The following is a 19197-nucleotide window of genomic DNA, read 5'->3' on the forward strand; positions in this document are numbered from 1 at the left end:
CAAAATCAGTGGGATAGGGATGAAATATATGTTCCTCACCATGAGTCGTTGAACAGTTGGGACACGACTTAAACTTTCGGCCGCTTCCCGGCTCCTGCTTACGTAACATTCCGCTATTCAAACGCCCGCCACAAAAGCTACAGCTCATCAGCTCTCTCCCTGTTATTAACTGATATTCAGCATGGCAAACAGCTCACGCTGAACAAACAATAACCAAAGGCCTGTTGAAAGCCAATCTCTTATCTCTCCGTGATATTTTCCTAGCACAAGATTGAGACAAATCGTGTGCGTTTAACAAACACGCTACAAAACGCTACATCATTTGCCGTGCCACCCACTGAGTCGGCGTGCTTAAGTAGGTGCTCGGTCAATATTCGACCAAGGATGTATGGGTCGATGATCGAAAGCTGAATTTATCCCAATCATACAGGAGGTATTCCAGTGACAAGATCCCAGTGGTTCAAGCGTCTGTCGGCGCTATGTCTCGTCTCAGCCAGTTTGCTGCTGACACCCGCCGCGATAGCCCAAAAACATCTCAAACAAAATCTCAGTCAATTGACCAATCAAGCGTCCAGCATAGTCTCGGGCCAAGTGGTGTCTGTGACCGATGGCTTTGATGAGCGCAAACGCCCCTATACCCAGATAACCATTCGGGTAGGTATGGATGCCAAACACAAACATAAAGCAGGCAGCGAATATACCTTCCGCCAGTTTGGTTTGCTCAAGCCCCGCTCCATGGGTAATGGCAAAGTCTACCTGGGCGTATCACCCGAAGGGTTCGCCCGCTGGTCGGTTGGCGAGCAGGTAGTGGCCTTTATGAATCCGGATCTCGGTGCCGGCCTGACTTCTACCGTAGGGCTGGAACAAGGCAAATTCATTGTGCAAAACGGCAAAGTCAGCAATCAACTGGGCAACATAGGCCTGTTTGATGGCATGAACACTCAGTCGCTCAGCCCTGAAGAGCAGAGCCTTATCACCACGGCCGGTGCTGTGGATGCCGCCGCATTTATGTCTCTGGTTGGCAAACTGGTACAGGAGGCCAAATAATGAAGCTTTCAAGAATTGCCACTGCCTTACTTTTGGGCTCAGTCTCCTCTGCCGCGCTGGCCGGTGGCCCGCTGTATATTCACGAACCTACAATGCAGCCCTATAAGTGGGATACGTCCAAGGGGGCGATTCCCGTCTATACCGACGGCGGCCCTGTGATTAAAAACAAGGATGGCGTTGACGTACAAACCTTCACCGTTCTGGAAAAAGGGCTGGTGTTCAATCTCGACATTACACTGCCGGACGGCACTGTTATCCCGGCGGGTACTGTGTTGGACCGGGATTACACCTTCCTCAGCATAGCTCAGGCCAATGCCATTACCGCCAAGGCCGTGGGCGAATGGTCTGCGGTGGAAACCTCCACCTTTGAAATGTCGGTTCAAGGCACCATTGAACAACAAACCGGCATCAAGGACGTCAATCAAACCAATGTCGACCAGATCTATTCCGCCATTAACGGCTATGGTTTCTGGGTCAACTATGACACCGACGGCCAGATCCTGGAGCAGTATTTCGGTGTTCCACGCAGCCAGGTGCTGGGGATAGCCTTCCCCGAGTGGGCCGATGAAGAAACCGGTGAAATCCTCGAGGCTACTGCCTTGATGAACGGCTGGTATGTGGGTATAGATGACACAGAAGGCGAAATGATTGCCGGGGTATTTACCCATGAATTCGGCCACGCCCTCAACATGTCGCACTCCCAGGCCAATGGCCATCTCAGCTATATGTCAGCCTCATACAGCCCGCAATATGACGGAGTACCGGGTTGCGCCATCACCAATCAATACACCAGCGCCAGCCAGATAGCGCCGGACACTATTGAAACCATGTTCCCCTTCATCAATGTGTTAGGAGTTCAGGGTGCCGAGCAATCAACTGTTAATGTGCGCGACGATATAGTCAATCTGTCCGACCTCTATCCAACAGCGGAATATCGTTCAGGCTACGGCTCGATTTCCGGCACCTTGTACACCAAGGAAGGAGTGGACTATTCGGGCATGAACATGGTGGCCCGCAACCTGGATAACCCTCTGTACGATGTGGTCACTCAGCAGTCCGGCAACCTGACTCAAGGACTGGTAGGCCCGGATGGAAAGTTCACCATCAATGGATTGACTCCCGGCGGCCGCTATGTGCTCTATATGGAGACCATCAAAGCCGGTGGTTATCCTACCCGGCAAACCTCCCTCTTGTCAGAGGCCGAGTATTGGAACAGCAATGAAAGCAGCAATCCGGCCAGCGATAGCGCCTGTGATTTCACTCCTATCATTGCCGAAGCCGGAGTAACCAAGCAGGCAGATATCTATTTCAACGGCTATAGCGATGGCATCCAATATACCCCGTTGGTAAGCGCCTTTGTGCTGGATCATGCCAAGAACGGCAAACGTGCGATGGGGATAACCGGCACTACGCCTTTCCTCTATGACAGCACCAAGAAAGCCCTGTTCGAGCTGCACCCGGCCGGGAATGCCGTGGTTGCCGGACACGCCACCATGAACAAAAACGCCACCAAGGCTGGCGTCATGGCAGACTTCAGCGGCAACGGCATCAGCAATGCCGCCATCTGGGATCTGCGCAGCGACAAGTTGACCTCACTTGGAGATCTCAACGGTAACAGCTGTGGTGGTTCGGGCCAGTCAGGCACCAACTCCAGCTATGTCTGGGATATGGACGATAGCGGCGACACAGTTGTCGGCACCGCCTATATGGATACTGACGGTAACGGCGCCTGCCAGAGTGCATTCAAAGACGAGATAGTACCCTTTATCTGGACCAAGAAAGCCGGTATGCAGCAACTGCCTTACCAATTTGCCGACAAGGTTCAATGGCTACGTGCCGACAGGATAGCCGGCAACGGCAGTACCATTACCGGTACTTATGATGGCACCAGTCAGGTTGCCTGGGTCGATGGCCGCTTCCACGACACCTCGGCTGAATTTGGCGCCCAGGACTCCTCAGTGATCTCCAACGACGGTAACACAGTTGGCTTTGGTACCCGCACCGGAGTCACCCTGTGGCATACGGACTCGGGCCAACAGGAGAACATAGGCAGTCTGCGCTGGTGTGAGCAGGTACCTTTCAATCACTTCTTCCTGGGTAATCTGTGTGCCGAAGGTTGGGATCACGACAGCATCAGCGCCGAATTTGGCGTACCGCGTATGCTGCTGCTTGATGCCAGCGACGATCTGTCGATGATTACTGCTCGCTCCGGCAACCTGTTTACCGGTTTCAGTGGTGGTATCTACCTGGAAGGTTTGGGCTGGATGAGCACCAAGGAGTTCTTCGCCAAGCAGGGCGTTACCGAAGCCAAGGCACTGACCATAGATAACCCATTTGCCATCAGTGCCAACGGCTCTGAAATGATGGGTGGTATCGCAGGAGCAGTCTTGTCTATCGATGTCGATCTGAACAATGCCTTTGTCTGCCGTGATGGCCAGGATGTTCAGCTCAGCTTCCCTAAACAGGTGGTTGCTGCCGTTAAAGGCGGAGCCGAGTTTGGTCGCTGTGCCCACCTGAACGATTGATGCAAAGTTGAAGTGAGTCACTGCCAACGGGAGCCACAAGGCTCCCGTTTTTTACTGAAACCTATTGTGTGCTTGCAAAAAACCGACAAAGGCCATTCACAATATGTCATTTCGCGCCGTCCCGAAACGTACCATAAGCGCGCGCTGACTCTGTCACTGCTGACTATAAAGCGTATTCTTTGCTTTGATTGGCCCATTACAGAAACCGGCTTCCCCTGCCAACTGCCGGTATAACCCAGCATATTGCGCACCGAGATCACCTCGCGGGCATCATCGAGAAAGTGCTCGGCAATGTAGTTGGCCCACCAAGAATCGCCGGGCATGATAACTGTCTTGGCAAAATCGCCTTTGGCGCCGTTGGCATGTGCTGCCATAAGCTGTTCCTCGGATAAAAACTGGCCCGAGTCTACCGGCGACGCCAAAAAAGCCTTGAGAACAAAAGTCCGCTTGCGGGGATTTGTTGACCAAAATGCCACACTCCTCTCAGCCAACTACACGGCTATTTTAAGGTAGGCTCAGAGCCGAGTCGGCACTATAAACTTTGCAAACGGCGCCAGCGCTGCTTCAGCCCCTTGTGATTGCTGCGCACCAGCTTCCAGCGTTCACAGGCATTAAAACAGGCATAGTCGCCAATGGCCCTGGTAAGCTCGGCCAGCAACATATCATCCAAAGGCCGGTTGGCATACTCGGGCTCCAACACCAGGTTTTGCAACAACAGGCATTGGCGCAGCCGGTCGGCCTTGACATCGACCCGGCCGATAAACTGCTGGCGCCAGAGGATTGCCAGGCTGAAATAGCCGTAGACCCGCTTTTCCTGCGGCAGGTACACTTCCAGTTGATAGTCAAAGCCAAACCATTGCTTTAAGCGGTTACGTTGAATAACCAGATTATCGAAGGGATTGAGCAGCCAGACCCGCTCCGGGATCTTGGGCACCGCGCTCAGCTCTGCCGGGCAGAAATACTGCTGACCATCGACCTTGAACCGCTGCAGTTCACCGGCCTCCAGCCCTTGGTCCAACACCCGCTTGATAACCGGCCGCATGCCTTTTCGCAGATAGGCAAACTGGGCCTCTGAGCCAAAACCGTTGGCATTGAGAAAGCGGTTCACCAGATACCGGCCAAACTCATCATCGTCGGGCACCCTGGTATCTATGCCCGGCGGGAGCACTCGCTCGGCCAAATCATAAACCTTTTGAAACCGCTCACGCCGCAGCACCATTAACTCGCCGCGCATAAACAACTGTTCCAGCGCTTTCTTGGTCGGTTTCCAGTCCCACCAACTGCCACGTTGATCACTTGAGTGTTCAAAATCACTAGCCTTGAGCGGCCCCTCGGCGCGCACTCTGGCAAGCACTTCCCGCATCAAGGGCTCGTCCGGTTCAAACCAGTGTTTATCCCCCTGACTCAGTTGCCGTTTGCGCTGCAGGCTGTACCTGTAGTCACTCATGGGCAGATAGGCCGCAGCGTGAGCCCAGTACTCGAACACCTCTTTATCGGCCATAGCCTGTTGCAACTGCTCGGGGTGATAACCGGGCAACCGATTGTGCAGCACATGGTGATGGGCCCGCTCGACCACATTGATGGAATCTATCTGCACATAGCCCAGCTGACGGATCACGGCCGCCGCCGAGTTCGCCGGTTGCAACAAGCCCTGGCGCTGCAGATTGAGCCTGAGCCATTCATCGATAGTCAATGGTCCATACAAGGGTGTATCCATGGTGCCCGGCTCCCGATAACCTTGGTTTAGCGTGGCGCTATGATGACAGCTCAATGCCGTTGCCAATGCGAGTAATCAGTTTGCCCTTTTCATGGCTTTCGAAGCAAATTTGCACTTCAGTTCACAAAAAAAACGGTTTTGTTCATGGCCGGAGTTGAATGGAAAGCCGGATTATGCGCATATAGCTGCAACCTTTATTAGAATCGACAATAACCAAGGTACATTATGAGCTCACCTTCCTCTGCACGCTGGCCGCGGCAGATCCCTTTTATCATTGCCAGTGAAGCCTGCGAGCGCTTCAGTTTTTACGGCATGCGCAATATTCTGACTCCCTTCCTGATGACGGCTCTGCTGCTGTCAGTGCCGGAAGAACTGCGTCAGGGCGAAGCCAAAGATGTGTTCCACTCCTTTGTGATCGGGGTGTATTTCTTCCCCCTCTTAGGGGGCTGGCTGGCCGACCGTTTCTTCGGTAAATACCACACCATTTTGTGGCTTAGCATAGTCTACGTGATTGGCCATGCCTTCCTGGCGATTTTCGAAACCAGCAAAACCGGCTTCTATTCGGGCCTGTTTCTGATAGCCCTGGGGTCAGGCGGCATCAAGCCGCTGGTATCCTCTTTCATGGGCGATCAGTTCGATCAGAGCAATAAGTCGTTGGCGCAAAAAGCCTTCGATATGTTCTATTTCACCATCAACTTCGGCTCCTTCTTCGCCTCGCTGTCGATGCCGCTGCTACTGAAATTCTTCGGCCCTTCGGTGGCCTTCGGTATCCCAGGAGTATTGATGTTTATCGCCACGGTATTCTTCTGGGGCGGCCGTAAACGTTATGTCCACCAGCAACCCGAGCCCAAAGATCCACACGGCTTCCTACCTGTGCTCAAGAGCGCCATCTTCACTCCCGTACCCGGCAAGGCCAATACAGGTTTGCTGCTGAGTGCCATAGGTATACTGCTGGCGCTGTTTTCCCTCACCCAATACAACAGCCTTGGAGTGGTAACAGCGCTATGTCTGGCAATGGTGCTCTTGATGGGCTTTGTCGGCGTAGGCGCCTCCATGCAGCTTGAGCGGGCCCGCAATCAACACCCGCTCGAGGCAGTGGACGGAGTGCGCGCCGTATTTCGCATCTTAATCCTGTTTGCCCTGGTCACCCCCTTCTGGTCGCTGTTCGATCAAAAGGCTTCCACCTGGATTTTACAGGCCAACGACATGGTCAAGCCAGATTGGTTTGAACCGGCCATGATGCAAGCTCTCAACCCACTGCTGGTTATGCTGCTGATCCCCTTCAATAACTTTGTGCTCTACCCCATGCTGGAGCGCAATGGCGTGCGCCTCAATGCCCTGCGTAAAATGGGTGCGGGTATCGCCTTCTCCGGCCTTTCCTGGATAGTAATAGGCAGCATTCAGTTGATGATGGATGGCGGCACCCCCATGTCCATCACCTGGCAAGTACTGCCTTATGCACTGCTGACTTTCGGTGAAGTACTGGTTTCTGCCACCGGATTGGAGTTTGCATACAGCCAGGCACCCAAGTCGATGAAAGGCAGCATCATGAGTTTCTGGACCCTATCGGTCACTGTGGGCAACCTCTGGGTGCTATTAGCCAACGCCAGCGTCAAGAGCGATGCCGTGACCAATCAGATTGCCGAAACCGGCCTGAGTGTCACCGCCTTCCAGATGTTCTTCTTCGCCGGCTTCGCCCTGCTGGCCGCCTTGGTGTTTGCGCTCTATGCCCGCTCTTACACCATGCAGGATCATTATCGGGCAGTGGAACCGCAACAGGCTTAAGGCGTTTGCCGCCAACCTGAGCGGTAAAATCTCCTTGATTTAAAAACCCCAAAGACCCAACGTGAGTTGGGTCTTTTCATTAATGATAATAACCGCCGGAAACCAAGTTATTCCCTCCCCCGAACGCGGCGCTGCCAAGAACAACTTTTACACAAACAATCCTGTGCCTGGGTATTGGTTAAGCTGCAGCTCATCACCTGCAGTGAGGATGGGCAGGAAGGCCGAATGCAGTGAAGAATAGGATGTTCGAGAACGGCCTTTCGCACAGGCGATTCTGTAACACGGCGAGTGTTGCGTAGCAACGTGCTTTCAAGTACTGCCGTTATGCATGGATGCATTTGCTCCACGACTTTAGACCGCTGGCACAGCGGCTAGCATGGCTTCCAGCTAAAAGTATCTAAGCTAGTATTGCCCGAGCTTCCGGCGATGGATGTTGCTCATTGCCTGCCGCCGGCTTATGCATAGGCGATCCTGTGACTCGCTGCGAGTACATCCCTTATCTCCATGGATGGAGTGTATGCCGACATTTGTCTGGAACAAATGCGGTAGTCGCCTCGCCATCCCTGGCTCGGAAGGTCACAGTTCCGCCTGTGCCTGGAAAATAGGCGTATGTCTGTAGGTATATAAGCAATTTCAAGCAACGCTATGATTGCAGAATTGCACCGACTTTCCCCCTCGGTGTCGCCGAAAACTGTTGGCGCAAATAACGTGGCTAAAACATGGATGCCGAATCAGCGCCCAATCTCCCTGGGTGCAGCCTCATTAGTCTCTATCGCGAACAGAGTTTTGCTCCAGTAAACAAAGCCTCCCCGTGGCAAAAGGTTGCGACTGAGGTAAAATAACCCATCTTTTGTCGGCGGCATCTCATACTTGCATGACTCCACAGCGGCTTTACCTCTCAAGCACAGTCTTTTTTGCTGCTTGCTGCTGCCCCGCCGCCGGCTCGCATTCTCCCGGAAACAGGCAGATAACAATAACCCCGCCTGCCGGACTTAGCCTTAAACCCTACACCCAGAGGAATACTCGTCATGAGTCTTGCTGATTCCGTTCTAGCCGTAAACAATGATCTGCCTATCCGCACCGACAAGCCGGTTCACAGCGGAAAAGTGCGCAGTGTCTACTGGTTGACCGAGGCCGACAGCGCCAGATTGATCCGCGAAAAGGGCTATGATGTGCCCGCCGATACTCCGCTGGCGATCATGGTGATCTCGGATCGTATCTCCGCCTTCGATTGCATCTTCCACGGCGAAGAAGATCTCAAAGGGATCCCGGGCAAAGGGGCGGCACTCAACGCCATCTCCAACCACTGGTTCAGCCTGTTCAAGGAAAAAGGGCTGGCCGACAGCCATATTCTCGACATTCCCCATCCCTTCGTGTGGATAGTACAAAAGGCTCGCCCGATAAAGGTAGAAGCCATTATTCGCCGCTATATTACCGGATCCATGTGGCGCGCCTATCAAAAGGGTGAGCGGGTATTTTGCGGCATCACGCTGCCGGAAGGATTACAAAAGGATCAGCAGTTGCCCGAGTTACTGATCACCCCATCAACCAAGGGCATACTCAAGGGGATCCCTGGGGTGCCGGAGCAGGATGACGTCAACATCAGCCGCGCAGATATCGAGGCCAACTTCGAGGCCTTCGGCTTTGAAAAGCCTGAAGATATCGATCTGTACGAAAAGCTGCTCAAGCAGGGATTCGAAGTCATTTCCGAGGCGCTGGCACAGCAAGATCAGATCTTTGTCGATACCAAGTTCGAATTTGGCTATGTCACTGACAAACAAGGCCAATCTAAGCTTATCTATATGGATGAAGTGGGAACCCCGGACTCTTCACGTATTTGGGATGGCAGCGCCTACCGTGACGGCAAGATCCTCGAGAACTCCAAAGAAGGTTTCCGTCAGTTCCTGCTCAACCACTTCCCGGATCCGGATATCCTGTTGAACAAGGACAGAATGCCGGAACGTGAAGCCCTGGCTCGTGATAACGACCTGCCACTGGAAGCCATGATGAATGTCTCGCGTACCTACACAGGTATTGCCGAGAAAGTCACCGGAACCAAGATTACTCTCTCGGATAATCCCAAGGCAGAAATCATCCGAGTGCTCAAGGAACAATACAACCTGGTGGACTAAGGCATTCTGCCGCGGCTGCGACTCAGGCCATTTTCCATTATGAATAAAGCCCCTTACGGGGCTTTATTCATTCAATGACTACTGTTTTGCGCATGTGGGTAACAACCCAAATCTCCCCGGGTTGCCAAACACGTAATTTGTGCCTGGTCTCAGCTGACATAAACTTAAAGGTGTGGTGAAAGGCCAACAATAGGAGATGAACCATGCGTACCCGACAAATCCTCTGTCCGGTCGACTTCTCTGAAGAATCCGAACACGCCCTGGAATATGCCATAGAGTTGGCGGCGCTCTATAAAGTGAAGCTGAGGCTGCTGCATGTGATAAGCAAAGCCTATGGCGAAGACATTACCACTCTACCCCATCACGAAGAGAACTTCGGCATAGTGGCCGTGACCCAAGCGCAGTTGCAGCAACATATGCAGGCCTATGCTTCAGAAAAAATCCAAGCTCTGTTGCAGCAGTTGCATCCAGAGCAGCAGCTCGAGGTGCTTATCCGCCGCGGCAGCGCTGCCGGCCAAATCCTCGAAGAGGCCGAGAGCGCCAATGTCGGCATGATAGTTATCGGCTGTCATCAACGCACTGCGCTGGCCCATTGGCTGCTGCCCAGTGTCGCCGAGGAGATTATCAACAAGGCCAAGTGCCCTGTGATGGTAGTGAAGTAACCTTATCGACTCAGAGTTTCACTTCACTGTAAGTGGTCCAGGCCAGCAAATTACCCATCTGCGGCACTATCCAAACCGCTGTCTTGTGATCCTGATAGACCCGGAAGTAGTAGATCTCCTCATCACGGATATCGTCTTTACGGATCTCGCGGTAGAAGTGCATCGCTGAGTCACTGACATTGTCCGGCTTGATGAGCTCTTTCTGATTCACTTTCACCTGGAACACATCCACCAAGGTGCCGGAAATCTCAGTGCGGTACTGGTGAAAATGGCCCCGCAGTTGATACTTTATCGGTGTGGTGATGCAATCCTGATCGGTAACACAAGCCGATGAATAAAACTGCCCCGAGTCTTTATTGTCGTAAACCAAGGATAGGCTGAGATCGGTACGCACCAAGAGTTCACCGGCAACCGGGAAATAGATATCCGCATGGTAGTTGTGCTCAACCAACTCGGCATTGTCTACCGCCGGTGGCAAAATAATACGGTTGTAGCGGATCCGTCGCTCCATCTCCTTACTCAGGGGCACAAACTCCTTCATGCTAAGACCGGCAGGTTTGGGATCTATGGCGGTGATATTGATGATACCATCGCCGTCACAGCCGGTTTCATCGGCACTGGGACAGATGGCAAAGGAGTAATTACGCCCATCCGAAGAGGCATAAGCGCTGAAATGCTTCAATCCGGGGATCTGATTTCCCTCAGGCGTCAGGTGCTTTTGCCACATGGAAGGATGCAGCTGCTTGGCCTCATCGCTGTAAAACAACTGCGCCGAGGCCAGCGTGCCGCCCACATTCAAGGGCAACTGCTTGTCGGCCCGCCAATGGCTCACCTGCTTGACCATCTCATGATAGTCACTGTAGTACCAGAAAAAGCCCACCAGCCCCAACAACAACAAAATCCCCAGGAGCTTTATCTTGAGCGACACACTCACCAAGGCAGTGCGGATAGCTTCACCATCTGAGATAGCCAGCATATGCACGTGCGACTGCTCGGAAATATTCAGCTGATAGCCACGGCGGGCAACCGTCTTGAGCTGAATTTCAGGATAGGGTTCCAGCTTTTTTCTGAGAATACTGATGCATTGAGTCAGAGAGGTCAGCGCCACCACCCGCTCCGGCCAACCTACAGCCAGCAATTCTTCTTTTCCAAACACGTTTCCCGGGGCAGATAACAGGTGTGACAATACCTGAGCCTCAGAAAACGACAGGACGATTTCTGAACCATCGCGTTGATCCAGCAAGTGTTTTGCCTTGGTATCCAACGCCAAATAGGGAGTCAGCTGTTGCATTGTCACTCCGAAAAGTCACTCCAAAAGATTTGACTGCCCCCATCAATGGGGGTCTGAGGATAGGTTATGAGTTTAACCTGAGTGCAACAGATAGAATGTGACAGCTATATCAATTAACAATTTGTTTTTGTTAAACAAAAATATCTAATACAGCAGACTCCAATAGCAGATTTACAGTGGCCGACGCTGAAAACTGTAACGGCACAGCCAAGATAACAACAACAGCCAGCCAAAGAGTATTCCCAGTAACCAGGGCCAGGTCGGCACACCACTGGCCAAGCCCAGAACACTTTGATTTAGCAGCCGAAACACACTGGCCGGGTTCAGCAGCATCAGCCACTGCAATCCCGCCTGACCAAGGGTATCGGCCGCTACCACGGCCAATACCAGTAAGGCCAGATCATAGAGCAGCACCAGCAGCAGCCAAAGCAGCATTAGCAGCGCCAGTGCCTGAGCCTTCTGTTTAACCTGCATGCTGACCCAGTAGCCTAACAGCATAAACACCAACCCGAGCAACCAGGCGCTGGCCAGCAAAAGGGTCAGAGCCGCGGGTAACTCAACTGTACGGTATTCCTGAGCCAGTAGCGGCAGTAACCCCAAAGGCAAGCCAAACCCCAGCAACAAAGCCAGCAGCAAGGCGCCGCCCTGCCCCATCAGCTTGCCGGCCAGCCACTGACTACGGCTCAAAGGGTAAGTCAGCAGTAATAACAGGGTGCCGGCTTCGGCCTCCCCCACCACGGCATCGAAACTCAATAGCAGCGCCAGCAGTGGCACCAGAAAGACACTCAAGGTTAAAAGAGAGTTGAACAACTGCGGCAACGCCTGCCAACGAAATTCACCGCCTAAGGCCCCGGCACCGAAAATAACCGCAGCCGCCAACAGGGCAAACAAACAGCAAGCCGTTTGCAACCAGCGGCTCCGCAGACAATCTTTGAACTCTTTGGCGGCAACGATAAATAACGGGTTGGAGCGCTTGAACTTGAGCGCTTCATTTTCTCTGACCAATTGCATCAGGCGGCCTCCCCGAATCTTTTAGGCGCGACATTCCGACGATTTGAGTCAGACGGTGCCATAAAATGATGAAACAGTTCACCGAGCGAGGCCGGAGGCAACTGAAAGTCAAAGCAGCGGTATTGCTCCGTCAGTACGGCTATCGCCTCCGGCACGCTGGCCTTAGCCAGTTTCAACCGGCCAGCGGAAAAACTCGGCCCCAGCACAGGATCGCCACTGAGTTCCAGCCGAGATGGCAACAGGATCTCCTGTGGTAAGTCAGCCTCTTGCCTCAGGTTATCCAGGCTTCCCAGCGCCCGCATCCGGCCATTTGCCAGCATGAGCGCCAAGTCAAGATGCGGCTCAACCAAAGCCAGTTCATGGGTGCAAACCACTATGGTGCAGCCCCGCTGTTTCAGCGCCGCCAATTGGGCATACATAAGCGCCGAGGCCGAGGGGTCCAGACCCACTGTCGGTTCATCGAGCAACAGTAATCTGGGGCGGCTCAGTAGCGCCTGCGCCAACCCAAGTCGCTGTCTCTGGCCCTTGGAACACTGTCCCAACCTGCGTTTCACCAAACCATCCAGTTCAAACTCGACCAACAGCTCTTTGACTCTGTCTGCTCCTATGCCTTTGAGCCCGGCGAAATAATTCAGCAGTTCGCCCAAGGGCATATTGTCATAGAAACTGACGTTCTCCGGCAGATACCCCACCTGCATTGGGCTTTCACCGGCAGCCTTACCGAGAATCTTCAGCTCGCCACNATATTGTCATAGAAACTGACGTTCTCCGGCAGATACCCCACCTGCATTGGGCTTTCACCGGCAGCCTTACCGAGAATCTTCAGCTCGCCACCGGCGGGTTTCAGTAGCCCCAGCAGCAGTTTGATCAGGGTCGATTTGCCGGCACCATTGTGACCCAGCAGCGCCAGCAACTTGCCCTGGGGCAGCTGCAAACTGATATTCTCCAGCACAGGCCTGTCGCCACGGACATAGGCCAATTGCCGACAATCAATGCTGGGCATAGCGCTTCTCCTCATCACTCAGTTGCGAATTGGTTGTTATTTCTTGCTTCGTCTGAATATCAATGGGCTGCAGCAAAGGAAAACTGTCACGAATGCCGATATCCTCGGCCAATGCCAACTGGCGCTGCAGCCAGCGCAGCAAGAGCACCACAGGGCTGTCCATCAACCATCTGGCCTCTGGGTAGATCCAAAACAGCCTGTCCAGGGCATCGTTGGGCAGATAGGGAGTATCACCTATGCCATCACCATCGAGATCCCAGCCCTGATAGCTGCTCCAATAGTTGCCCTGTCCCTGAAGGCTCCACTCCTGCGATTTACTGCCGACATAACGTACCTGTGTCAGATTGTTTTCTATGTTGTTGCGCCACAGGCTATTACCTTCACCGCCCAGCGCGACACTAATGCCGGTATCGCTGTCACTGAAATAGTTATGACTGATACGGTTGTCGGCGGCGCCATAGATAAACAGCCCCTTGCCTTCACTGGCGATGGCGGGGTCGCCTTTGGGGTTGTAAATAGTCGTCACCCGGTTATGATGCACCTCACTCTGCTGGGTCACATTGAGCAAGATACCAAAATCGATTGCGGCGCTGACTTGATTATGTTCCAGGGTGATCCCCTTGGAACTCATCAACGCATAACCTCCCAGTAACCATTTGGCACTGTTATTCCAGGCGCTGTCATTGCGGGTATACATATAGTGAATACCATATTGCTGGCGGCTGAATTGATTGTGGCTGACCCGGCTGGCGTCGACGTTTTCCAGATAGATACCGTCGCGCACCGACGCTATCTGATTGTGGTGCAGTTCCGGGGCCTCAACATACTTGAGAAAGATGCCGTCACCTCTGTCCAGCAGATAACGCTTGTCGTCTCCATTTATGCGGCAGTTTTCCACTACCGGGTGTTTAAGCTGCTCGCCATGAATGCCAAAACCAGGCCCCGACAGTTCAAGCTGCAGCAAGAGGACATCATCGGCGCCCGGCAACAGACGCACCCCGGAATCATGTTCATAGAGATCGCTGCCCCAGTTACGTATTTCAAGCCCCTGCAAGCGCACACCTGCAGCCTTGATGGTCACGGCGCTGCCTTTACCACCGGCATCAATTATGGTGCCGGGCTCGCCGACAATAGCGATCGCCTTATCGATTATCAGCGGCCCCTGATATTCAGCGGCAGAGAGAGTCAGTACCTCGCCTTCACTCAGTGCATCTACACGTGCCTGCAGCGGGTTTTGGCTGCCAAGGCAGCCAAACGAGAGCAACATCAGGGCCAGCAGGGTGCGTAACATCAACCTCAGTTGGCTCCTTCCAGCAGTTCCAGGGTGATCTCCTCATAGGCCAGTACCCTACCCCCCCAGGCCTCGGCAAAGGCCTGCGCCGCTTCCTTGGTTGAAAATGGTGCAACCGCCGGTCCCATCACTCCCTTCTTGCTGGTGCCATAGACATACCAAGCTGTGGTGGCATCGATAAAGGCGTTGTCATCCGGCTGTTCCCAGTCGGTAGTGCCCATGTCATGGACAAACATAGCCTTGATTCGGCGCTGGTTTTCCGGTTGCAACGCAAAGCTGAACATGTCACGGCTGGAGCAGAACTTGGGCACGGCATCACTGTCTTTGAGCATAAGTTGCCCCTTGGGCCCAGGGTATTTGGTGATCATCATGCCGCACATATGGCACTTGTCATGCTGTTCCAGATGCTGTGCGTGAATGTCCTGATTGTGGCTCTGCGCCGGAGAGCATCCGGACAGCCCCATTAACAGGATGGGAATAGCGATAGCCAAAAGTGTCTTTTTCATCTTTCTCTCCAATCAATAGATTCAACACCTCGCCGGGGCCTTGCAGGGACAACCCATTAAGCGAGGGTTGAAAAAAATCATTCGAGTCGGCTGCGGGCGTTGGCAATGGCATATTGCAACGCCTCACGATCCAACTGCTGATTATTACTGTCGAGCAGCAGCTGCCAATGGCCTATAGCCTCGGCATATCTTTGGTTAAGGAAGGCATCATTGGCCAGCAACAGCCGGGTGCCAGGATCGGCGTTATCCAGCGCCAGGGCCTGTTCGACCCATTCTTGAGATTCCGGTAGCCACTGGCGTTGATCTCGGTAATAGGCGGCTTCGGCCAACTGCCCCAGTAAGGCGGCGCTCTTGCCCTGAAGCTGCAACTGCTGCTTCAAGGTGGCCACTGCATCCAGATACATGCCACCGCGCACATAGGCCTGGGCCAGCTGTTGTATCAGGTCGCTGTCTTGTGGCGCATCGGCACTGGCGCGTCTGAGCCGGACAATCTCGGCGGCCAGCAGATAGTCTATGCTGTCGTCGGCCTCGGCCAACTGCCAATCCTGGTAACGGCCGGTATAGGAGTAAGTCCCAAGACTCAGGCCTATGATCAGCAGCGGCAGCAAGCTCCAGTGCCATAGAGCCGGTACGACCCTGTCTCCGCGGCAGGTTTGCCACTGATAAAGGGCAAACAGACTCATAAATGCCAGACTCAGCAGGGCCAGTCCCAACCAGAGCGGGTTAGCCATAACGCCTCCTGTCAACCGTGTCCAGGCATTGGGTGCTTACTGTCTTTACCCGGCTGCTCGACCTTGACCAACTCGACTTCAAACACCAGAGTGGCCTGCGGCGGGATCACCCCGGGTGCCTGCTCGCCATAGGCCAGCTTGGCAGGGATAACGAAGCGGAACTTGGAGCCTTCAGGCATTAGTCTCAGGCCCTCTTCCCAGCCAGGGATCACTGTCATCAGCGCAAAACGGCCTGCGGCCTTATTGGTACTGCTGTCCTCAAATACTGTGCCGTCGATAAGCTTGCCGACATAGTTGACTGTCACCACATCTTCAGGATTGGGCTTCTTGCCCTTGCCCATGCTCAGCACTTCGTACTGCAGGCCACTGTCGGTAACCTTAACGCCGGACTTTTTCTTGTTCTCGGCCAGGAAAGCTTCGCCGGCCTTGAGGTTGTCCTCAGCCAGTTTATCGAAACGGGCCTCTCTTTCTTCATTGAGGGCGATGGCTCTTTGGTTGAGCAGATCCAGTATCTGTTCATCTGTCAGTTGCTGCTTGTCTTTAAGAGCATCGGTAAAGCCGGTAATCAGCAGCTCCATATTGACTTCGGCGCCCAGCTCCAACTGTTGGTAAACCTGGCCCGAAATATAGTTGCCCACTGAGGCACCCAGAGCGTAGGAGGTCTTGTCTGTCTCTCTCTTCAAGTCGGCCGCCAGCGCGGGCAAGCTCAGACAAAGAGAGAGGGAAATCGTAGTAGCAAGTTTTTGTAATTTCATGGTTTTCATCCTGCAATTTCTAAATTCAATGCCCAAATAATTTATTCTCAAGGACGCTCTATCGGTCGTCCCGAGATACGCCAGCCATAGATACCATCCGGCATCTGCCTGACATCGGTATAACCCAGTTTCATCACCTCTCTGGCGGCCACATTACTGGCAGTACAGAGGCGGTTGGCACAGTAAAACACCATGGTGGTGTCCTTGTTTTCCGGCAACAAGGTCTTCCAGTTATTGACGTTGAAGTAGATGGCGCCGGGAATGAAGCCATCACCCCATATCTCCAGGGTGTTGACGTCATAGAAGATCACCCCGGGCTGGCTGAGCAGCATCTCGGCCTCACGCATGGAGATCTGGTTGAGTATCTCTTCGTGGTAGGGAGCCGGAACCAGATCTCCGCCACCGCCTGCCAGCACCGCCGGTGCCGCAACCATAAATGCCAGCGGCAGCAGGGACTGTTTCAGCGCCTGTTTCAATGAGAGTCGAACTCGCATCTTTATCCTCCATTAAAGGCTCCGGACGAGCGCCCGGAGCCTGAGTTGCCAAATTACAGCGAGGCTGTCTTGGTGCCTTTGCCGTCAGCAATGGCTTCAGCCTGAGTCACATAAGTGACCGCTGCATCCATACGCTTGCGGGCATAACGGGGGGCGTGAACACCCCAGGAACCGTCTTTACGAATAAACTCGACTATGTCGCGAGCCTTGTCGGTCAACAGCAGTACCTGAGTCTTGTCTTCGATAGACAGTTTGTTCTTGGCGACCTTGCGATCGACACGCTTGAGCGCATCTTCCACTTTCGCCAGGCTGTCTTTGACAGGTGTCTGCCACTTCATGACCTTGCCGTAGATCTCTTTCTGATCCTTGAAGTGCAGGCCCTTGCTCAGTTCGGACTGGAACTGGCTGTGACAACCCTTACGCTCAACCACGTCGTGGTCAGAGATAGAGGTACGGGCACAGGTCCACATCAGGTCGAGATAGCCATGGCCATTCTCATCCTGAGCCACAGTCCAGCCTTTGGTGGTGGACTTACGAGGTTGACCTTCAGGAGGATTCAGCGTCTTGCGATCCGGGCTGACATCAATCTTCCACAGGTGAGACTTACGCACTGCGTCGAAGCCGGCCATATCCGGGTATTGAATCGCGGTGAAGTTTTCACAGCTACCCATGTTCGGCATGTGACAGCTGGTACAGCTGTTCTTGGCGTGAGTGCCGGTGTTGGCAGCCATTTCGGCCTGAACCTGGTGACAGTCAACACAGTCTTTCTTGATTGCTGGCTTGGTGTAACCGGATTTCCAGTCGTTACCTGTTACTTCATGTGGATCGTGACAGGTAGAACAACGCATGCCCTTGTCATAGTGAGAAGACATGAACATCTGTGAACCTTCGGTACCACAAGATGGGCAAGAAGACTTCATCTTGACGTTGAAGGCATATTCCAGCTTTTCCTTGCCTTGCTCGGTTTCGGCCAGTTCGTCAATATAGTTGAAACGCTGGTGACAACGTTCACAGTTGGAAGGCATACCGCCGCCGTTACCACCGTCCAGGTGACCACCGGCGCCATGACACTCTTCACAAGCGATACCGCGGCTGATGGTGTGTTCCTGCAGTTTCTTGGGATCGCCAAGGGCATCCAGGTATTCCTGCTTGTTCTTGAAGTCAAACTTGAAGCTATGACACACTTCGCAGTAGGAACTGGCAGGCTGGAACAGGAACTCTTTCTTGTACTTGGCACCGTAGGAGGTCATACCCCACTGGTGGGAACCACTGGCGCCGAAGTCTTCCATCTTGGTTGGGAAGTCAGGAATAACCTTCTGAATCTTCTTGGCCATTTCCGGGGTCAACCATTCGGCCCAACCACGGGAGAATTGGTTACCACCGGCAACCATGGTACCTGTACCATCTTTCAGCAGACCGCCTTCAATGTGGTAGGAACCACGCACCAGGAAGCTATCGATATAGCCATACTTGGTTCTTGGAGTACCTACAGTGGCGTAAATAGCATCCGGAGTAATGCCGTCCGGCAATATGGAAGCATCAGAACCATACAGCTTTTTCTTCAGATCATTGTCCACTTCCGGATGTTCACCGGGGAAACGTATGGTCTTGGCGTGACGGGAACGCTGCCACTTCTCATACTGCACCGCATGACACTCACCACACTTCTCAGGGCCAACAAACTTATTGGGGAAGTCGAGAATAGACTTGGCAGCCAAACGATATTGCACCGCAGAAGGGCGTCCCACCCGTTTGCTGTACTTCTGGCTGTTACCTTGGTCCATGTATTCTTCACCGCGGTCACTGACCTTATACATACCAATGAGGCGGCCTTCTTCCTGATACTTGAACACAGGGTGATTCTGGAACAGGTAATCGAACAGCTCTTTCTCCTGAACGATATAATCCTGCAGTGTTTTGACGCCGTTTACCTTTTCCATGCCGTTGGGATTGGCGATCACTTTTTGTGCCGACTCTCCCATCTGCTTATTGCCGTGACCTGGTTTATCTGCCGCGAGCGCACCAGCCCCGCTGACGGCAGTTAAACAAAACAACATACTGAGTGTTGTCCTTTGTTGCCATCGTCTCATCATATACTCCTGAATTTGTCGTCGGTTATTTCACAAACGAACTTGTTATTGCCGGCTTGACCGGTCACGACTCATTCTTCATATGCGCAAGGACAAAAATCTGCGCCAGAGCACAGCCCGCCCCCGCTTGAGAACTCAAGAAAGCAACAACTTACAT

General features: G+C 53.4%; 16 protein-coding genes and 1 pseudogene. 5 read left to right on the forward strand and 12 right to left on the reverse strand.

The window, feature by feature from the left end:
- The first annotated feature begins 441 nt into the window (after window positions 1–441).
- Window positions 442–1047, forward strand: coding sequence for a hypothetical protein (locus CX650_RS14420; RefSeq protein WP_052248059.1), 606 nt, complete (start codon window positions 442–444; stop codon window positions 1045–1047).
- Complete coding sequence (locus tag CX650_RS14425) at window positions 1047–3572, forward strand: hypothetical protein (protein WP_101096194.1); 2526 nt, start codon at window positions 1047–1049, stop codon at window positions 3570–3572. The genes CX650_RS14420 and CX650_RS14425 overlap by 1 nt, the downstream gene beginning before the upstream one ends.
- 191 nt (window positions 3573–3763) lie before the next feature.
- On the opposite strand, the pseudogene deoD reads toward CX650_RS14425, so the two are convergent.
- Together deoD and CX650_RS14435 are read right to left on the reverse strand one after the other, a co-directional pair.
- Window positions 3764–3946, reverse strand: a pseudogene (gene deoD, locus CX650_RS14430) (purine-nucleoside phosphorylase); the annotation flags it as partial.
- Between the two features lie 158 nt (window positions 3947–4104).
- Window positions 4105–5277: a winged helix-turn-helix domain-containing protein gene (locus tag CX650_RS14435; RefSeq protein WP_373297562.1), complete on the reverse strand. Its 1173-nt coding sequence runs from the start codon at window positions 5275–5277 to the stop codon at window positions 4105–4107.
- 237 nt (window positions 5278–5514) lie between these two features.
- Here CX650_RS14435 and CX650_RS14440 point away from each other — a divergent pair, with 237 nt between their 5' ends.
- From CX650_RS14440 to CX650_RS14450, 3 genes are all read left to right on the forward strand, one after another.
- Window positions 5515–7074: a POT-type proton-dependent oligopeptide transporter gene (locus CX650_RS14440; RefSeq protein ID WP_039034112.1), complete on the forward strand. Its 1560-nt coding sequence runs from the start codon at window positions 5515–5517 to the stop codon at window positions 7072–7074.
- 1028 nt (window positions 7075–8102) lie between these two features.
- Window positions 8103–9206 carry a phosphoribosylaminoimidazolesuccinocarboxamide synthase gene (locus CX650_RS14445; protein WP_101096196.1) on the forward strand — a complete coding sequence of 368 codons (1104 nt, stop codon included), beginning with the start codon at window positions 8103–8105 and terminating at the stop codon, window positions 9204–9206.
- Window positions 9207–9409: 203 nt separating this feature from the next.
- Window positions 9410–9868: a universal stress protein gene (locus CX650_RS14450; RefSeq protein WP_101096197.1), complete on the forward strand. Its 459-nt coding sequence runs from the start codon at window positions 9410–9412 to the stop codon at window positions 9866–9868.
- 10 nt (window positions 9869–9878) lie between these two features.
- On the opposite strand, the gene CX650_RS14455 is transcribed toward CX650_RS14450, so the two are convergent.
- The 10 genes from CX650_RS14455 to CX650_RS14500 form a co-directional block, all read right to left on the reverse strand.
- Window positions 9879–11159 (reverse strand): winged helix-turn-helix domain-containing protein, encoded by a 1281-nt coding sequence (locus CX650_RS14455; protein WP_101096198.1) that lies wholly within the window; start codon window positions 11157–11159, stop codon window positions 9879–9881.
- Between the two features lie 171 nt (window positions 11160–11330).
- Window positions 11331–12170 carry an ABC transporter permease subunit gene (locus CX650_RS14460; RefSeq protein ID WP_101096199.1) on the reverse strand — a complete coding sequence of 280 codons (840 nt, stop codon included), beginning with the start codon at window positions 12168–12170 and terminating at the stop codon, window positions 11331–11333.
- Entirely contained in the window at window positions 12170–12868 is a 699-nt protein-coding gene (locus CX650_RS14465; protein ID WP_101096200.1) for an ATP-binding cassette domain-containing protein, read from the reverse strand. The genes CX650_RS14460 and CX650_RS14465 overlap by 1 nt, the downstream gene beginning before the upstream one ends.
- 32 nt (window positions 12869–12900) lie before the next feature.
- A complete protein-coding gene (locus tag CX650_RS14470) occupies window positions 12901–13188 on the reverse strand; it encodes an ATP-binding cassette domain-containing protein (protein WP_478011948.1) in 288 nt (95 codons plus the stop codon).
- Window positions 13160–14464, reverse strand: coding sequence for a nitrous oxide reductase family maturation protein NosD (gene nosD, locus CX650_RS14475; RefSeq protein ID WP_101096202.1), 1305 nt, complete (start codon window positions 14462–14464; stop codon window positions 13160–13162). The genes CX650_RS14470 and nosD overlap by 29 nt, the downstream gene beginning before the upstream one ends.
- Before the next feature lie 5 nt (window positions 14465–14469).
- On the reverse strand, window positions 14470–14970 hold the full coding sequence (locus CX650_RS14480; RefSeq protein WP_101057553.1) for a nitrous oxide reductase accessory protein NosL: 501 nt from the start codon (window positions 14968–14970) through the stop codon (window positions 14470–14472).
- A 77-nt stretch (window positions 14971–15047) separates the two neighbouring features.
- Window positions 15048–15701 (reverse strand): nitrite reductase, encoded by a 654-nt coding sequence (locus CX650_RS14485; protein WP_101057551.1) that lies wholly within the window; start codon window positions 15699–15701, stop codon window positions 15048–15050.
- 11 nt (window positions 15702–15712) lie between these two features.
- Window positions 15713–16465, reverse strand: coding sequence for an FKBP-type peptidyl-prolyl cis-trans isomerase (locus CX650_RS14490; RefSeq protein WP_101096203.1), 753 nt, complete (start codon window positions 16463–16465; stop codon window positions 15713–15715).
- Between the two features lie 38 nt (window positions 16466–16503).
- Window positions 16504–16890 carry a rhodanese-like domain-containing protein gene (locus CX650_RS14495; protein WP_226684573.1) on the reverse strand — a complete coding sequence of 129 codons (387 nt, stop codon included), beginning with the start codon at window positions 16888–16890 and terminating at the stop codon, window positions 16504–16506.
- Window positions 16891–17003: 113 nt separating this feature from the next.
- Window positions 17004–19040: a multiheme c-type cytochrome gene (locus tag CX650_RS14500; protein WP_101096204.1), complete on the reverse strand. Its 2037-nt coding sequence runs from the start codon at window positions 19038–19040 to the stop codon at window positions 17004–17006.
- Window positions 19041–19197 lie beyond the last annotated feature (157 nt).

The organism is Shewanella indica (genome assembly GCF_002836975.1).
GTDB lineage: Bacteria > Pseudomonadota > Gammaproteobacteria > Enterobacterales > Shewanellaceae > Shewanella > Shewanella indica.

Excerpts from the sequence above, each read along its gene's own strand:
- CX650_RS14425 (WP_101096194.1), top strand. The coding sequence starts at position 1,047 with ATGAAGCTTTCAAGAATTGCCACTGCCTTACTTTTGGGCTCAGTCTCC.
- CX650_RS14460 (WP_101096199.1), bottom strand. The coding sequence starts at position 12,170 with ATGCAATTGGTCAGAGAAAATGAAGCGCTCAAGTTCAAGCGCTCCAAC.
- CX650_RS14495 (WP_226684573.1), bottom strand. The coding sequence starts at position 16,890 with ATGGTTGCGGCACCGGCGGTGCTGGCAGGCGGTGGCGGAGATCTGGTT.
- CX650_RS14500 (WP_101096204.1), bottom strand. The coding sequence starts at position 19,040 with ATGAGACGATGGCAACAAAGGACAACACTCAGTATGTTGTTTTGTTTA.
- CX650_RS14455 (WP_101096198.1), bottom strand. The coding sequence starts at position 11,159 with ATGCAACAGCTGACTCCCTATTTGGCGTTGGATACCAAGGCAAAACAC.
- CX650_RS14480 (WP_101057553.1), bottom strand. The coding sequence starts at position 14,970 with ATGAAAAAGACACTTTTGGCTATCGCTATTCCCATCCTGTTAATGGGG.
- CX650_RS14465 (WP_101096200.1), bottom strand. The coding sequence starts at position 12,868 with ATGCAGGTGGGGTATCTGCCGGAGAACGTCAGTTTCTATGACAATATG.
- CX650_RS14445 (WP_101096196.1), top strand. The coding sequence starts at position 8,103 with ATGAGTCTTGCTGATTCCGTTCTAGCCGTAAACAATGATCTGCCTATC.
- CX650_RS14490 (WP_101096203.1), bottom strand. The coding sequence starts at position 16,465 with ATGAAAACCATGAAATTACAAAAACTTGCTACTACGATTTCCCTCTCT.
- nosD (WP_101096202.1), bottom strand. The coding sequence starts at position 14,464 with ATGTTACGCACCCTGCTGGCCCTGATGTTGCTCTCGTTTGGCTGCCTT.
- CX650_RS14440 (WP_039034112.1), top strand. The coding sequence starts at position 5,515 with ATGAGCTCACCTTCCTCTGCACGCTGGCCGCGGCAGATCCCTTTTATC.
- CX650_RS14450 (WP_101096197.1), top strand. The coding sequence starts at position 9,410 with ATGCGTACCCGACAAATCCTCTGTCCGGTCGACTTCTCTGAAGAATCC.
- CX650_RS14485 (WP_101057551.1), bottom strand. The coding sequence starts at position 15,701 with ATGGCTAACCCGCTCTGGTTGGGACTGGCCCTGCTGAGTCTGGCATTT.